Genomic DNA, 15,240 nt, shown 5'->3' on the forward strand with positions numbered 1-15,240 from the left:
GCAACCGCGGAGGCTGCTGCGGCCGGCGCGGGCGCGGCGGCCGCGGGTGTCAGAGCCGGTGGCGTCAGGGCTGGGAGTGTCAGCCTGCCGGGGCTGGTGGCTTATGTCCGCGGCGGGGACATCTATGTCAGCAAGGGGGCTGCGGAGAAGCGGCTCACCAGCGGCGGGGATCATGCTCGGCCTCGGTGGTCGCCGGACGGGACTCAGGTTGCCTATCTGAAGGGTGGGCGGCTCTGGGTCATGCGGGCGGACGGGAGCGGGCAGCGGCGGCTCAGTACCCGGGCGGCTGCGGGGCCCTCGTGGTCGCCGGACGGGAAGTGGATCGCGTTTGCGTCGCTGTCCTGTTCGGGTGGGCCGGGGGTTTATCGGATTGCTGTTGAAGGGGTCGCTCGGCCGGAGGTTTTGTTCCCGCGGGACTGTCGCGGGGAGGAACTGCCGGCGGAGCCCGCGGTGGTGGCCGCTCGGAAGGGGGCGCTCAGTGAGCGGCTCGCGATGGACGACGCGGTGGCCTGGTCGCCCGATGGCAGCAAGGTGGCGTTTCGGGGTGGGAGCTGTGAGTCGGTTTATGACGCCTGCCTGAGTGTGGGGACGGTGGCTACCGGTGGGGAGCAGACGGTCGCGGCCTACGGGGGCGGGTCGTTGCAGAACCGGGGGTTCGCGGTGGTGCCCAGCTGGCGGCAGGACGGCAAGAAGCTGGCGTGGACGGCCTACCAGCAGGGCGAGACCGAGGCGGACAACGAGCCGGTGCATCTCGTCGAGTACGACCCCGCGACGCGCGTGAAGCGGACTGTTGGCGGGGCGGGCGACCGGGAGATGGCGTACGTCGACAAGACGCGCGCCGTGGCAACCGGGCAGAACGCGGGTGGCTCCTGGGTGATGGTGGTGGGGCTGGCGGACGGGTCGCGGGTGCCGTTCCGGGCGGGATCGCAGCCGAGCGTGCAACCGGTGCGCTGAGCAGGCGGCCACAGCGGCACAAGCGACACGGCGCCACAAGCGGCCCGGCGGCGCGGCGCCACAAGCGGCCCAGCGGCGCAAGCGGCCCAGCAGCCCAGCGGCGCAAGCGGCACGGCGGCACAAGCGGCAACGCGGCGGCACAGGCTGCGGCGCTGCGGGGGACGGTGGCGAATGGGGCGCTAAGCAGGTGTGGGCAGGGTGCCGATAAGGGTGTTGACCGGGGGCGACTGGGTTGCCGCCGGCCGGCTCTCGCGAAAGGGAACTTGATGACCGTCTCCGGTCTGGGCACCGCACGGACGCCGTACCCGCCGCTGACGCCGCTGCACCGTGCGCACCGTGCGGAGAAGCCCGCGGCTCGCAGTGACTTCGACTCGCTCACCGGCGCGGACCGGGAGCTGATCTTCCATGTGACGGGGCAGCGGGTCGGGCCGGGGTTCGATCCGGCCAAGGAGCACCCGACCGCGTTCGCGGCCATCATCGCGGCCGAGCGGGCGGCGGGGCGGCTCGCGCCCGGTCAGGAGGTCTCGGCCCTCTACCTCAAGGATCTCAACCGGCGGTACGAGCGCACGGGCGGCCCCAACGCGGTGGCGCCCTACCTCGGCAAAGCGCTCGACTACTTCCGCGGCACCACGGCCGCTCGCCGGATCGACGTGAGCGCCTGAAAAACTGGTGTGGTGCAGCAACATCCACCCATCCGGACGTTCCATCCGCGCCGCGGGCGCATGAGCTCGCGGCACGCCGACGCGCACGCCGAGCTGTGGCCCCGCCTCGGGCTGACCGTGGAGGACGGCGACCGTAGCCCGCTCGACCTGGGCCGGCTCTTCGGCAGAGCGGCGCCCGTGGTGCTGGAGATCGGCTTCGGCATGGGCGACACGACGGCGGCGATGGCCGCGGCCGACCCGGGGCGCGACTATCTGGGCATCGAGGTGCACACGCCGGGCATCGGCAACCTGCTCGCCCTCGCCGGTGAGCTGGGCCTGACCAACGTGCGCGTGGCCCGGGGCGATGCCATGGAGCTCGTGCACCGGCTGGCGCCCGGGTCGCTGGACGCGGTGCACATCTTCTTCCCCGATCCCTGGCCCAAGGCGCGCCACCACAAGCGCCGGCTGGTGCGGCCCGGCAACGTGGCGCTGCTGCGGGAACGCCTGCGGCCCGGTGGGGTGCTGCACTGCGCGACGGACTGGCCGCACTACGCCGAGGCGATGGCCGAGACGCTGGACGCGGATCCGGGGCTGGAGCGGCTCGACGGCAGCCGCGGGGATCGCCCGGAGACGAAGTTCGAGCGGCGCGGGGTGGTGGCGGGACGGCCGATCGCGGACCTGCGGTATCGACGGACGGCGCGCCGGTAGACGCGGCGGAGCCGGACCGTCGTTGGCAGGGGCGGGCGGCGGCGGGGCGCCAAGCGGGCGGATGCGGGCGGATGCGGGCGGCCGGCGGCGGGAGACCGGGCACCGTGGACGCCGTGTGGCGGGGCCCTCGTTGTCGGCGGGCGGCGGGAGAGCCGGTAGGCGGCCGGCACCGCCGCTGCGGTTGGGGGGCCGCACCCCGTACCTCTTGATTTGGGGCTTTTTGGTTATTGGCACCTTATAGGGTGAGGGGAACGGAGGCGGGCCCGGAAGGTAGGCGATGCGGCGAGACGACCCCGGCCGGAACGGCGGACGAGCGGTGGACGACCCGCCCGCCGAAGCCGGGGGCGGCGCGGGTGGTCTGCCGTGGCGGCCGGAAGGGCTGCTGCGTCAGGTCGCCGATCTGCATCGCGGGGTGCTGACCAGTGGTGCCGCTGATCAACTGGCCGCGCTGGTGGCACGTGCCGCGCATGCGCCGGTCGGGCTGATCCACTTCGTGCAGGGCGGCAAGCTGCGGCTGTACGGGGGTTACGGGCTCACCGGGCCGTGGGAGGACGTCGCCGACACGCCGCTCGAGGACTCCTTCGCCGGGCTCGTGGTGCGCGCCAACGAACCGCTGGTGATCGACGACGTGCGGGCGGACGGGCGGGCGAGCCATCCCACGGCGAGCGGCGCCTACCTGGGGCATCCGATCCGTGACCAGGACGGCGCGGTGCTCGGCATCTGCTGCGCGGTCGACGAGCGGCCCCGGCGGTGGTCGGCGGCGGACATCGCGTCGGTGGCCGAGGCGGCGCAGGTCAGCACGCTCCTGATCACCGAGCAGCTGAACCGCTACGAGATCGACCGGCAGCGGCGCTTCCTCGACGCGGTCCTGGACAGCCTGCACGACGGCGTCACCGCCTGCGACGATCAGGGGCGCATCGTCTTCGTGAACGAGCGGATGCGCAAGCTGTGGGGCGACAGCGGCCTGTCCGACAGCACGCTCGACCTGCTCACCGACGCCGACGGCAAGCCGATCCGGCGGGACGACCTGGGGCTGTTCCGGGCGCTGCGCGGCGAGCACGTCAACGACACCGAGGTGGTGCTGAACGGCGCGAACGGGCGGTCGCGGCACTACCTCGTCGACGCTCATCCGATCGTCGGGCCGGACGGGCACACGGTCGGGGCGGTCCAGGCCGTGCAGGACGTGACCCGGCGCAAGCGGGTCGAGCGGTTCCGCACGTGCGAGCTGGCGGTGATCACCGCGCTGGCCGAGGCGCCGAGCATCGAGGCGGCCGGTCCGCGCGTGCTGGAGGCCGTGGTGAGCACCCTCGACTGGGTGCACGCCGAGCTCTGGCTGGTGGACGAGGCCGCCGCGGTGGTCCGGGCGGCGGCGCGCTGGAGTGCGCCCGGCTGGCAGGACGACATCGAGACGCCGGTCGACCTGCCGTACGGCACGGGCCTGGCGGGACGCTGCTGGCAGGTCGGCAAGCCGCTGTGGATCCGCGACGTGGGCCTGCCGCAGAGCCTGATCGCGGAGGAGACGGCGGCGGCGTCCCGGCTGCACACGGCGCTGGCCATCCCGGTGCGGGAGGGCTTCGAGACGCTCGGCGTGCTCACCGTCTTCGCCGACACCGTCGAGGATCCGGAGGACGAGCTGCTCGCGCTGATGTCCGGGATCGCCGCCCACATCGGCCAGTTCGTCGAGAAGCGCCTCGTCGAGGACCTGCAAAGGCAACTCATCCGTACGAAGAACGAATACCTCGCGCTGGTCGGGCACGAGCTGCGCACCCCGTTGACGTCGATCAGCGCGTACACCGAGCTGCTCCGCGAGGCGGACGAGAAGTCGCTGGTCGCGGACGGCCCCCGGCTGCTCGAGGTGATCGAGCGGAACACGAACTCGCTGCGCGACATCATCAACGAGCTGATGGAGCTGAACGCCCTGGACACGGGGCACGCCGACGTCCAGCTCACCCCGATGGACCTGGCCGAGGTGGTGCGCGACTCCGTCGCCAAGGCGCGCGCGGCGGTCGACGGCGCGCCGCTGGTGATCGAGGACGAGCTGCCGGACCAGCTCGTGCTGCCGGGCGACCGCAAGCGGCTGCGCCAGGTGGTGGACAACCTGCTCGGCAACGCGGTGAAGTACAGCCCGGACGGCGGCCACATCGGCGTCACGCTGCGGGCCACCGGCCACGCCGCCGAGCTGGCCGTCTCGGACGCGGGCCTGGGGGTCTCGAGCGACGAGCGCGAGAAGATGTTCACCGGGCTCTACCGCACGGCCCGGGCGCGCGACGGGGCGATCCCGGGCACCGGCCTGGGCCTGACGCTGAGCCGCGCGGTGGTGAGCAAGCACCACGGCAGCATCGAGCTGGTGGACCACGAGGGCCCGGGAACGACGGTCCTGGTACGGCTGCCGATGGACGCGCGTTGACAAGCTGTTGACACATGTGGCCCTGGTCACCACCTCGTCACGGGACGAGGATGGCGAGCATGACCCGGTGGACTCCCGACCCGACGTTCTATCCCTCGCCGCGTGACGCGTCGGCCGCGCCGGCCGAGACTTTGGCGTACGTGGCGGCCTTCGACCGCTCGGCGTCGCGGCCGGACGCCATCGCGGTGATCGACACCGATCCGGCGTCCTCGTCGTACGGCAGCGTGGTGGGCTGGACCGACCTGCCGCACACCGGCGACGAGCTGCACCACTTCGGATGGAACGCGTGCAGCAGCGCGCTCTGCCCCACCGCGCCCCATCCGCACGTCGAGCGGCGCTATCTGATCGTGCCCGGCCTGCGGTCCTCGCGCATCTACGTGCTCGACGTGGGCGACGACCCGCGGGCGCCCCGCATCGTCAAGGAGATACCGGCCGACGAGCTGGCCTCCCGCGCGGGCTACTCCCGGCCGCACACGATCCACTGCGGACCGGACGGCATCTACGTCTCCGCCCTGGGCGCCGGTGACGGCGACGACGGCCCGGGTGGCATAGCGGTGCTCGACCACACCACGTTCGACGTGCGCGGCCCGTGGGAGAACGACCGCGGCGACCAATACCTGGCGTACGACTTCTGGTGGCATCTCACCCGCGACGTGCTGGTCACGTCCGAATGGGGCACCCCATCCATGATCGAGAACGGCATCGACCCGGCGCTGCTGCTCAACCGGCAGTACGGTCACCGGCTGCACTTCTGGGACCTGGCGAAACGCAACCTGGTGCAGACGGTCGACCTCGGCGACCAGTATCAGATGCCGCTGGAGCTGCGGCCGGCCCACGACCCCACCAAGGAGTACGGCTTCGTGGGCGTCGTGGTCAGCGTCGAGGACCTGTCGGCGTCGATCTGGGTGTGGCACCGGGTCGACGGATCCTTCGAGGTCACCAAGGTGATCGACATTCCGGCCGAGCCGGCGGACGCGGCCGATCTGCCGCCCGCGCTCCAGCCCTTCGGCGCCGTGCCGCCGCTGGTGACCGACATCGACCTGTCGGTGGACGACAGATATCTGTACGTGTCGGCGTGGGGCACGGGCGAGCTCAAGCAGTACGACGTGAGCGATCCGTTCCACCCGGTCGAGACGGGATCCGTGCGGCTCGGCGGCGTCGTCCGCCGGCAGGCACACCCGTCGTCGCCGTCCGAGCGGCTGGCCGGCGGCCCGCAGATGGTCGAGGTGTCCCGCGACGGCAAGCGGGTCTACGTGACGAATTCGCTGTACGGGGCGTGGGACGACCAGTTCTACCCGGACGGCGTGGGCGCCTGGCTCGCGAAGATCGACGTGGCGGACGGCGGCGGGATGGCCCTCGACGAGCGGTTCTTCCCGCACGGCGACGACTTCCGCGGCCGGCGGGTCCATCAGACCCGGCTCCAGGGCGGCGACGCCAGCTCCGACTCGTACTGCTTCCCGTCCGCGTGAGCTGGGGGCAACTCGCGGCGCTGGCCGGGCTCGGCGCGTTCCACGGGCTCAACCCGGCGATGGGGTGGCTGTTCGCGGTGGCCCGCGGCATGCAGGAACGATCCCGCGCGGCGCTGCTGACGTCGCTGCCGCCGATCGCCGCCGGACACCTCGCCTCGGTGGCGATCGTGGCGGCGGTGGTCTCGGCGACGGAGTCGATCGTGGCCGCGAACGTGGTCGGCGTCGCGGGTGGCCTGCTGCTGGTGGGCTTCGGCCTGTGGCGGCTGCTGTCGGCACGGCACTTCCGGTGGGCCCGCATGCGCATGTCCGCGGCCCAGCTGACCGGCTGGTCGTTCCTGATGTCGTCGGCGCACGGCGCGGGCCTGATGCTGCTGCCGGTGCTCGCGACCGCCACGGTGGCCAAGGTGGGCCACGCGGACCATGCGGTGATGACCAGCCCCGCCCAGGGCACGCCGGGCGCGGCCCTGGAGGGCCTGGCCGCGGCCGGGGTGCACACGATCGCCATGCTCGCGGTGATGGCGGCGCTGGCGACGATCGTCTACACGTACGTCGGCGTGAACGTGCTGCGCCGGGCCTGGTTCAACGTGGACCGGCTGTGGGCCGGGGTGCTCGTGGGCGCGGGGGCGCTGACCGTCGCGCTCGCGGCCTGAGGTCACTCCTCCTCGGTCTCCGGCTTCTGCCGGTTCGCGCGGGTCTCGTTGATGCCGGCGTTGCTGCTGCCGGTGGCCGGGGTGCTGTCGGTGGGCGGCTGGTCGGTGAGGAAGTCGCCGGTCTCCTCGACGCCGGTGACGTGCTGATCGGTGCTGCCGCCGGCGACGTTTCGCTCGTCAGTCATGACCCTCGTGTACCCATTTTCCGGGCTTCCCTCATACCTTCGCAGCCGATATATTACGGCACGTGGAAACACCGCTCCGGGAACCGACCTTCCTGATCCTCACCGCGCTGGCGGGTGAGCCCCTGCACGGCTACGGGCTCATCACCGAGGTGAGCCGGCTGTCCGACGGCCGGGTCACCCTGCGCCCGGGCACGCTCTACGGCGCGCTCGACCGGCTCGTCGACGCCGGCCTGGTCGAGGTCGATCACGAGGAGGTGGTCGACAGCCGGTTGCGCCGCTACTACCGGCTCTCGCCGCAGGGCGGCACGACCCTGGCCGCCGAGACCGAGCGGATGCGCCGCAACGTCGAGGCGGCCACCGCCCGCCTGCGCCGGCTCCCCCGGCCCCAGCTCCCCCGGCCCCAGCTCACTGAAGGATGGACATGAGCACGCTGGAACGCCGCTATCAGCGCCTGATCCGGCTCTTCTACCCGGCCGGCTACCGGCGCGAGCGGGAGGGCGAGATCGTCGGCACCTACCTCGACCTGGCGGCGCCCGACAAGAAACGGCCCTCGTGGCGCGAGGTCGCCGACCTGGCCGCCGGCGGCGTGCGCCAGCACGTGCGCGCCACCGAGGTCACCGAGCTGCGCCCCGGCCTGCGCCTCGCCGGCCTGCTCGCCATGGCGACGGCGACCGCCCTCGCGGCGATGTGGGCGCTCATCGAGACGGCCCCGCTGTCGCCCGAGATCACGCGGCACGTCCCCCACGTCGGCCCGTTCCGCGCCCTGGGCATCGGCGTGTGGGGGTTGTGGCTGCTGGCGGCGTTCCTCTTCGCCCTGCGCCCGCAATGGTCGCGCCCGGCGATCGGGGTCGCCCTGATCGCCACGGTGGCCGTGGTGCCGCTCTCGGCTGTCACCGAGGTGTCCAGGCCGCCGCTGTTCATCCTGCTGCCCCAGTTCGTCCTGGGAGTGCTGGCCCTGGCCGCCGGTCACATGCCCCGCGTCGAGCGCCTGATCCCCCTCGCGGTCGGCGCCGCGGCGGCCGCGATCCTGCGCCCCCGCATCGACTACGCGCTCATCTACTTCAGCGAGACGCCGCGCTTCGTCATGACCGCGACCGGCCTGATCCTGCTCACCGTGGCCCTCCTGCTGGCCGCGGCCCTCGGCATGACCGGCCGCTCCCGCGGCGGCTGGGCCCTGCTGCTCCTGCTGGGCCCGATCGGCCTGGTCACGGTCCCGGAGCTGTCGGTCGCCATCACCGCCAACCTCTACGACGAGCACAACGCCACCTACCGGGGGATGGCCGCCACCGCGGCTCTCGTCATCGTCACGGCCACCGGACTGCTGCTCGTGGCGCTCGCGCTTCACCAACGCCTGAGACCCCACACCCGCTGCGCCGCCTGCGGCAGCCCCATCCGCGGCAAGACCCCACCAGCCCACGTCTGAGCGTCGCGGGGCATGCGGAAATCCGGATGCCGGAGCCAGCGGAGGAGCAGCTCGGCATCGACGACATGGTAGGTGGCGTCCTCGCCCCACGCCGTGCGATACGGGATCTCCTGCCATCGCCCGCCGAGCGATGCGAGCGTCGCCCGGGAACGATCTGCCCACCCTTGGTGGTCGGCTGCGGCGTTGACCATCGCGGCCAGGACGATCTCCGGTCTCGGCGAGAATCCGGCCGCGCCGGTCAGGCACGCCACCTCGTCAGCGTCGTCTTCCTCGAAGGGACCTGCGTCGACGACGCATGGGCCCCGTCCGCAGATGTCGCGACAAGCCGAGGCCGTGTGGGTCCCGCAGCCTCCACGAGCCGGTGCCGCCTTCCGGGCTTGAACGCTGCGCACCCGGATGGTGGAGGGGCACGGCCGGGCGTGCCCCTCCACCTCGTGTCAGCGGGTGGGGTGGACCACCGCTGCCGCGCCGCCGCCTCGGCGGGTGGGCTCCGAGGAGGCTATGAAGCCGCCTCGCGGGGTCAGTTCGATGGCCGTTGCCGCGCCCAGTTCGGGGACGTCGGCGGCGAACGTGTGGCCCAAGGCCGTCAAGGCCGGGCCGTAGGCGGTGCGGAAGGCCGGCTCGGCCTGGATGCCGGCGCTGTTGCGCTGCGAGGCGCGCGGGGCGGCCATGGCTGCCGGCAGGGACTGGCCGAGGACCAGACGGTTCACCAGGATCTGGAGGACCGTCGTGATGATGGTGGCGCCGCCGGGTGAGCCGAGGGCCAGGAAGGGCTTGCCGTCCTTCACAACGATCGTCGGGGACATCGAGCTGCGCGGGCGCTTGTTGGGGCCGGGCAGGTTCGGGTCGGCGGCGGGAGCCTGGGTGTTGGTGAAGTTGAAGTCGGTCAGCTCGTTGTTGAGCAGGAAACCGCGGCCGGGGACGACCATGGCGTTGCCGCCGGTCTGCTCGATGGTGAAGGTGTATTCGACGACGTTGCCCCACTTGTCGGCGACCGTCAGGTTCGTGGTGCTCATGCCCTGCTCGGTGGGGCCGCCCACGGTGGCGGGGGTGCAGCCGGAGGCGTTGATGTCACCGGGCGGGACGGGCTTGGTCAGCGCGCGGGTGGGCGAGATCTGGCAGGCGCGCTGGGCGGCCCACGAGTCGGAGACCAGCTTGCGGAGCACCGGCTCAGCGGTGTTGGCGCCGACGTAGCGGTTGCGGTCGGCGAACGCCAGCGCTGACGACTCCAGGTAGTAGTGCAGCGCGTTCTGCGGGGTGACCTTGGCGCGTTCGAGGATGTTCAGGGCCTCGCTGACGGCGACGCCGCCGCTGGACGGGGTCGACATGCCGTACACGGTGAGGCCCCGGAAGTCGGAGCGCGTCGGGTCGGGGGTGCGTACCCGGTAGTTGCGCAGGTCCGCCGTCGTCAGGGTGCCGGGGCGGATCGGGTAGGCCCACGTGCCGATCGGGGTGGGGTCGACCGGCGGGTTCTGCACGGTGCGGACGATGTCGGCGCCGACCGGGCCGTTGTAGAACACGCCGATGCCCTTGCGGGCGATCAGCCGGTACGTGTCCGCCAGGTCGGGGTTGCGCAGCGTGGTGCCGACGGCCGGGGGTGCGCCGCCGGGCAGGTAGATGTCGCTGGTCGACGCGAACTGGCCGAACGCGGCGGCGTTGTCGGCGACCTGCTGGCGGAACGTCGCGTCGACGGTGAAGCCGCGGTCGGCGACCCGGGCGGCGGGCTGGAGCAGGCTCGCCAGCGAGCGGGTGCCCCACTTGCGGGCGGCGGTGTCCCAGGTGGCGAGCGTGCCGGGCGTGCCGACCGACAGGCCGGAGACGCGGGCCTCCGGGAAGTCGTACGGGAGGCCGTCCGCGGGGTCGATGAAGTGGTTCTCGCGCATCGTGGCCGGGCCGGACTCGCGGCCGTCGATGGTCGAGACGGTGCGCTTGCGGGCGTCGTAGTAGACGAAGAAGCCGCCACCGCCGATGCCGGCCGAGAACGGCTCGGTCACGCCGAGCGTCGCGGCGGCGGCCAGGGCGGCGTCCACCGCGTTGCCGCCCCGGCGCAGCACGTCGATGCCGACGGCGGTCGCGGTCGGATCGACGGTCGCCACGGCGCCGCCGTAACCGGTCGCGGTGGGCCCGAGAGTTGGCGCGCCGGCGAGGGCCGGAGAGGGCGCGACCAGCGCCGTCGCCGACAGGGAAAACGCAGCCAGTACCGGCAAGATCCGCATCGATCCTCCGAAGTAGTCAGAGCTGACGGTCTATCTCTGCCTACCAGAGTTGCCGGGGATGCGCCGCACAACTCACCGAACGTGTGCGGCCCACGTCTCGAACATCGCCGCGTAGTGGCCGCCCGCGGCCAGCAGCTCGGCGTGCGAACCGGACTCGATGATGTGGTGGTCGTCGACGACGATGATGCGGTCGGCGCGCATGGCGGTGGAGAGGCGGTGGGCCACCAGGATCGCCGTGCGGCCCTCCAGGAGGGCGTCGAGGGCGGCCTCCACGCGCAGCTCCGAGCGCAGGTCGAGGCTCGACGTGGCCTCGTCGAGGACGACGACGCGCGGTGCGGCCAGGAAGGCGCGGGCCAGGGCCAGCAGTTGGCGCTCCCCCGACGAGACCGACTGGCCCCGTTCGTGCAGCGGGGTGTCGAGGCCGTCGGGTGAGCGCTCGACGAGATCGCGCAGGCCGACGGCGTCGATGGCGGCCCACACCTCGTCGTCGGTGGCGCCGGGGCGGGCGAAGGCGACGTTGTCGCGAAGCGTGCCGGCGAAGAGGAACGGCTCCTGGGGCACCACGCCGATCTGGCGGCGCAGGGATTCCAGGGTGACGTCGCGCAGGTCGTACCCATCGATCGTGATCGTGCCGGCGGTCGGGTCGTAGAAGCGGGTCACCAGTTTGGCGAGCGTGGATTTGCCGGCGCCCGTGGGCCCCACGCACGCGATCGTCTCGCCGGGCGCGATCCGCAGGTCGACGCCCTCGAGCACGGGACGATCGGGCAGGTAGCCGAAGGTCACGCCGTCGAAGACGATCTCGCCCTGGACCGGGGGCAGGGTGGCCGTGCCGGGCACCACCGAGGGCTCGGCGGTGAGCAGGCCCCGGATCTTGCCGATGGCGGCCTTGCCCTGCTGGTACTGGGTGTAGAGCTGCACCAGCTGCTGCACCGGCTGGAAGAACGAGTTGATGTAGAGGACGAACGCGGTCAGCTCGCCGACGGTCAGCTCGCCGCGCAGCACCATGCGGCCGCCGAGCAGCAGCATCACCGCCATCGCGATCAGGCCGATCACCGACGTGCCGGGGCCGTAGATGGCGCTGATCCGACCGGTCCAGTCGTTCGCGTCGCGGTAGGAGCCGACCACGTCGCGGTGGGCGACCACGTTGCGCTCCTGCCGGTTGTGGGCCGTCACGACGCGTACGCCGTTGAGCGACTCGGCGAGGTCCGCGAACATGGCGGCGATCGCGTCGCGCTGCCGGTTGTAGCCCCGGTCGGCCGCGTGCCGGAACCACAGCGAGGCGATCGTCAGCGGCGGCACGACCAGCAGCAGCGTGACGAGGGCCAGCTCGGCGTCGTAGTGGAACAGCACCCCGGTGACCACGACCATGGTGAGGCCCTGGATGAGGAACTGGGCGAAGCCGTCCTGGAGCAGGTTCTGCAGCGACTCCACGTCGGAGGTCATCCGGGTGAGGGTGACGCCGGCCTTCTCGCGCGTGTAGTAGTCGAGCGACATGCGCTGCAGGTGCGCGAAGATGCGGATCCGCAGGTCGCGCGTGGCGGCCGCGGCGAGCAGGCCGCTCTTGCGCATGCGGATCGCGGTGGCCAGCCCGGTCAGCAGGATCGCGGCGACGAAGCAGGCGGTCGCGATGACGAGCACCCGCACGTCACGGTCGGCGATGCCGTGGTCGATGCCGACCTGGACGAGATAGGGGCCGGCCTGCAACAGCAGCGTCTCGACCAGGATCGCCAGGGACGCGGCGAGCAGCAGGCCCGGCCGCCCGATCAGCAGCCGGCCGATCGAGATGCGCGCGCCCTCGTCGCGGCGCGGGTCGTAGCGCACGCCCGGGTCGCCGTGCGCGGGCTCGCGCGATTCGAGCTTGGCGACACCCTCGGCGAGGTCGTCGGGGATGCCGGCGAACGGGAGGCCGCTGCCCTTGCGGCCGGCGGCGCCCATGGCGGGGCGGCCGCCGACGTTGAAGCCCCCGAACCCACCACCGAACATGCTCATGCGGTCACCTGCGCCGCCAGGACCTCCGCATACCGCGGCTCGCTCGCGAGGAGTGATTCGTGGGTGCCGTCGGCGATCACGCGGCCGTTCTCCATCAGGACGACGCGCTCGGCGAGGCTGATCGTGGAGAGCCGGTGCGCCACGATCACCGTTGTCCGGCCACGCATCTTGTCGCGCAGGGACGAGTGGATCATCTGCTCGACCGTGACGTCGATGGCGCTGGTCGCGTCGTCTAGCACCAGGATCGGCGGGTTCACCAGCAGCGCCCGGGCGATCGCCACGCGCTGCCGCTGCCCGCCGGAGAGCGTGTAGCCGCGTTCGCCCACCACAGTGTCGTACCCCTCGGGTAGGTTCCGGATGAACGCGTCGGCGCCCGCCGCCACGGCCGCGGCGACGACGTCCTCACGGGAGGCGTGCGGTTTGCCGTACGCGATGTTGTCGTGGATCGAGAGGGAGAACAGGAACGGCTCATCGGGCACGATGCCCACCTGCTCGCGCAGTGACGCGAGGCTCAAGTCGCGCACGTCGTGCCCGTCGATGGTCACCCGCCCGGACGTCACGTCGTAGAACCGGGCCGCGAGCCGTCCCAGCGTGGACTTCCCGCTGCCGGTCCCGCCCACCACGGCAATCGTCTCCCCCGGCCGGACGTGCAGGTTCAGGCCGTCCAGCGCCAAGGTCCCGTTGGGGTACGAGAAGACGACGTCCTCGAACGCGAGATCACCGCCCAGCGGCACCGCGATCGGGTCGGGCTTGTCGACGACGTCCGACGGCGTATCCAGGATCTCGTAGATGCGCCGTGCCGAGGCCGAGGCCCGCTGGCCCATCATGATCATCATGCCGAGCATGCGGAACGGAGGTTGCAGCATCAGGATGTACGAGTTGAAGGCGACGATCGTGCCCACCGTGGTGTGGCCGTCGATCACCATGAGCCCGCCGACCAGCAGCACGAGCGCGAGCCCGAGCCGCGGCAGGTTGTCGAGCAGCGGGTTCCAGCGGCTGCGGATGCGCGCGTCCTGCCGATAGGCCCACCGGATCCGGTCGGCGCTCTCGGCGAGCGAGCGCAGCTGGCGCCCCTCGGCCGCGAACGCCTTCACGATGCGCACACCCTGGATGTTCTCGTCCACCACCGTGGCGAGCTGGGCCAGCCGGGCCTGGATGAGCCACGACACCGGGAAGATCGCCTTGCGCATGCTGACGCCGAGCACCCCGATGATCGGCATGGTCACCATGGCCACGATCGCGAGCGGCACGTTGATCGAGAGCATGAGCCCGAAGGCGACGACAGCGATGAGGCACTGCACGAGGATCGACGGCCCGAACGACAGGTACATCTGCACGGCGCGGATGTCCGAGCCGGAGCGCGACATCAGCTCGCCGGTCTGCACCCGGTCGTAGAAGCCGAACGGCATCCGCACGAGGTGCGCGTAGACGATGTTGCGCAGGTCGTACTCCATCTCGTACGCGGTGCGCAGCAGATAGAGCCGGGCCAGATAGTTGATGAAGCCCTGAGCCAGGGCGAGACCGACGATCCACCACACGTACGTGCTCAGCTCGCCGGTGCGGTCGACCACCGCGTCGTCGATGCCGACGCGCACCAGGTTGGGGATCTGCACCTGCACGATCAGGCCCGCGAACGACAGGGTCAGCGACGTGATCAGCAGTGCCCGATGGGCCTTGACCAGCGGCAGAGCCCGGCGCAGCCAGCTCTTGCTCGCATCCGGGTCGATGGACGCCCGGGGCGCGCGGCGACTCAACGGCGCCTCCTGTCAGCAACAATCTAGTTAGCCTGGCTAACAATACTCGGGGCGGCGACTTCCGCCGGGGTGACGCGCCCCACCAGCACGACCGCCAGCGCACCGAGCGCCTGGCAGATGCCGATGCCGGCCAGCAGGGCGGCGACACCGGCGGGCGCGGCCAGCCCGGCAACGGCGGCCCCGGTCGCGGCCGCGGTGACCTTGACGCCCGCGCCCAGCGTGAACACCTGCGTGCGGATCTCCGGGGGCGATTCCTGATCCCGTACGGCGAAGACGGCCACGGAGACCGGGACACCGAGCGCACCGGCGATCGCGAAGAACGGCAGCCCGCCCCAGCCGGCGGGCAGGACGGCGAGCAGCAGGAAGGGCACCGCCGTGGCAGCGAGGGAAACGGCCACCACCGACTCGGGCGCCCACCGCCGGATCGGCCACCGGGTGAGCACCAGCGACGTGATCAGCCCGCCGGCCGCGCCCGCGGACAGGATCAGGCCGGTCAGCTCGGAGCGCCGCGCCTCGCCGGCCAGCAGCGCGGCGATCACGGGCAGCGCACCCACGCCGAGCATGCTGAAAACGGTGCCGAGCGTGACGGCCCCTAGCCGCGGCTTGCGCACCATCACCGCCACGGCCGCAAACGGCGACCCGAGCCGCCGAGGACGCGCCCCGGCCACACTTCCGAAGCCGTCACCATGGCCACCTGACCCCGTCTCTGTATCCGAAAAGTCCGACATGCGTGGTCTGTTTGAGGCGCCACGAAAAGGTGCGGGGGCGGAAGGCGCAGGCGCGGAAGGCGCAGGCGCGGAAGGCGCGGGCGCAGAAGGCGCGGGCGCAGAAGGCGCGGGGGCGG

At 72.0% G+C, this 15,240-nt stretch carries 14 protein-coding genes; 8 read left to right on the forward strand and 6 right to left on the reverse strand.

Features of this window, described 5'->3' with window-relative positions; translation table 11 throughout:
- Positions 1 to 591: 591 nt before the first annotated feature.
- The 6 genes from Ade02nite_RS49470 to Ade02nite_RS22645 all read left to right on the forward strand — a co-directional run bounded on the left by Ade02nite_RS49470 (position 592) and on the right by Ade02nite_RS22645 (position 6,829).
- Positions 592 to 954, forward strand: coding sequence for a hypothetical protein (locus Ade02nite_RS49470; protein WP_239168969.1), 363 nt, complete (start codon positions 592 to 594; stop codon positions 952 to 954).
- Positions 955 to 1,220: 266 nt separating this feature from the next.
- On the forward strand, positions 1,221 to 1,616 hold the full coding sequence (locus Ade02nite_RS22625) for a hypothetical protein (RefSeq protein WP_203767092.1): 396 nt from the start codon (positions 1,221 to 1,223) through the stop codon (positions 1,614 to 1,616).
- A gap of 60 nt (positions 1,617 to 1,676) precedes the next feature.
- Entirely contained in the window at positions 1,677 to 2,303 is a 627-nt protein-coding gene (gene trmB, locus Ade02nite_RS22630; protein ID WP_239168970.1) for a tRNA (guanosine(46)-N7)-methyltransferase TrmB, read from the forward strand.
- A gap of 277 nt (positions 2,304 to 2,580) precedes the next feature.
- Positions 2,581 to 4,710: an ATP-binding protein gene (locus Ade02nite_RS22635; RefSeq protein WP_203767098.1), complete on the forward strand. Its 2,130-nt coding sequence runs from the start codon at positions 2,581 to 2,583 to the stop codon at positions 4,708 to 4,710.
- Positions 4,711 to 4,769: 59 nt separating this feature from the next.
- The gene (locus Ade02nite_RS22640) at positions 4,770 to 6,179 is read left to right on the forward strand and encodes a selenium-binding protein SBP56-related protein (protein WP_203767101.1); all 1,410 of its coding nucleotides are present in this window, start codon (positions 4,770 to 4,772) and stop codon (positions 6,177 to 6,179) included.
- Positions 6,176 to 6,829: a hypothetical protein gene (locus Ade02nite_RS22645; protein WP_203767104.1), complete on the forward strand. Its 654-nt coding sequence runs from the start codon at positions 6,176 to 6,178 to the stop codon at positions 6,827 to 6,829. Before Ade02nite_RS22640 ends, Ade02nite_RS22645 begins: the two co-directional genes overlap by 4 nt.
- A gap of 2 nt (positions 6,830 to 6,831) precedes the next feature.
- On the opposite strand, the gene Ade02nite_RS22650 is transcribed toward Ade02nite_RS22645, so the two are convergent.
- Positions 6,832 to 7,014 carry a hypothetical protein gene (locus tag Ade02nite_RS22650; RefSeq protein ID WP_203767107.1) on the reverse strand — a complete coding sequence of 61 codons (183 nt, stop codon included), beginning with the start codon at positions 7,012 to 7,014 and terminating at the stop codon, positions 6,832 to 6,834.
- Between the two features lie 62 nt (positions 7,015 to 7,076).
- On the opposite strand from Ade02nite_RS22650, the gene Ade02nite_RS22655 reads away from it, so the two are divergent.
- Positions 7,077 to 7,439, forward strand: coding sequence for a PadR family transcriptional regulator (locus tag Ade02nite_RS22655; protein ID WP_203767110.1), 363 nt, complete (start codon positions 7,077 to 7,079; stop codon positions 7,437 to 7,439).
- Positions 7,436 to 8,437, forward strand: coding sequence for a hypothetical protein (locus Ade02nite_RS22660; RefSeq protein WP_203767119.1), 1,002 nt, complete (start codon positions 7,436 to 7,438; stop codon positions 8,435 to 8,437). Before Ade02nite_RS22655 ends, Ade02nite_RS22660 begins: the two co-directional genes overlap by 4 nt.
- Here Ade02nite_RS22660 and Ade02nite_RS50750 read toward each other — a convergent pair.
- From Ade02nite_RS50750 to Ade02nite_RS22680, 5 genes are all read right to left on the reverse strand, one after another.
- Positions 8,356 to 8,628: a DUF6368 family protein gene (locus Ade02nite_RS50750; protein WP_369076666.1), complete on the reverse strand. Its 273-nt coding sequence runs from the start codon at positions 8,626 to 8,628 to the stop codon at positions 8,356 to 8,358. The genes Ade02nite_RS22660 and Ade02nite_RS50750 overlap by 82 nt on opposite strands.
- Positions 8,629 to 8,874: 246 nt before the next feature.
- Positions 8,875 to 10,653, reverse strand: a complete 1,779-nt coding sequence (gene ggt, locus Ade02nite_RS22665) for a gamma-glutamyltransferase (protein ID WP_203767126.1) — start codon at positions 10,651 to 10,653, stop codon at positions 8,875 to 8,877.
- Positions 10,654 to 10,725: 72 nt separating this feature from the next.
- Positions 10,726 to 12,642 (reverse strand): ABC transporter ATP-binding protein, encoded by a 1,917-nt coding sequence (locus Ade02nite_RS22670; protein WP_203767130.1) that lies wholly within the window; start codon positions 12,640 to 12,642, stop codon positions 10,726 to 10,728.
- Entirely contained in the window at positions 12,639 to 14,396 is a 1,758-nt protein-coding gene (locus Ade02nite_RS22675) for an ABC transporter ATP-binding protein (protein WP_203767133.1), read from the reverse strand. Before Ade02nite_RS22675 ends, Ade02nite_RS22670 begins: the two co-directional genes overlap by 4 nt.
- Positions 14,397 to 14,419: 23 nt before the next feature.
- On the reverse strand, positions 14,420 to 14,959 hold the full coding sequence (locus tag Ade02nite_RS22680; RefSeq protein WP_203767136.1) for an MFS transporter: 540 nt from the start codon (positions 14,957 to 14,959) through the stop codon (positions 14,420 to 14,422).
- Positions 14,960 to 15,240: the final 281 nt, after the last annotated feature.

This window comes from Paractinoplanes deccanensis (genome assembly GCF_016862115.1).
GTDB lineage: Bacteria > Actinomycetota > Actinomycetes > Mycobacteriales > Micromonosporaceae > Actinoplanes > Actinoplanes deccanensis.

Bases quoted from the DNA above. Each gene is read 5' to 3' on its own strand.
- Ade02nite_RS22625 (WP_203767092.1), top strand. From the start codon at position 1,221: ATGACCGTCTCCGGTCTGGGCACCGCACGGACGCCGTACCCGCCGCTG.
- trmB (WP_239168970.1), top strand. From the start codon at position 1,677: ATGAGCTCGCGGCACGCCGACGCGCACGCCGAGCTGTGGCCCCGCCTC.
- Ade02nite_RS22635 (WP_203767098.1), top strand. From the start codon at position 2,581: ATGCGGCGAGACGACCCCGGCCGGAACGGCGGACGAGCGGTGGACGAC.
- Ade02nite_RS22640 (WP_203767101.1), top strand. From the start codon at position 4,770: ATGACCCGGTGGACTCCCGACCCGACGTTCTATCCCTCGCCGCGTGAC.
- Ade02nite_RS22650 (WP_203767107.1), bottom strand. From the start codon at position 7,014: ATGACTGACGAGCGAAACGTCGCCGGCGGCAGCACCGATCAGCACGTC.
- Ade02nite_RS22660 (WP_203767119.1), top strand. From the start codon at position 7,436: ATGAGCACGCTGGAACGCCGCTATCAGCGCCTGATCCGGCTCTTCTAC.
- Ade02nite_RS50750 (WP_369076666.1), bottom strand. From the start codon at position 8,628: ATGGTCAACGCCGCAGCCGACCACCAAGGGTGGGCAGATCGTTCCCGG.
- ggt (WP_203767126.1), bottom strand. From the start codon at position 10,653: ATGCGGATCTTGCCGGTACTGGCTGCGTTTTCCCTGTCGGCGACGGCG.
- Ade02nite_RS22670 (WP_203767130.1), bottom strand. From the start codon at position 12,642: ATGAGCATGTTCGGTGGTGGGTTCGGGGGCTTCAACGTCGGCGGCCGC.
- Ade02nite_RS22680 (WP_203767136.1), bottom strand. From the start codon at position 14,959: ATGCTCGGCGTGGGTGCGCTGCCCGTGATCGCCGCGCTGCTGGCCGGC.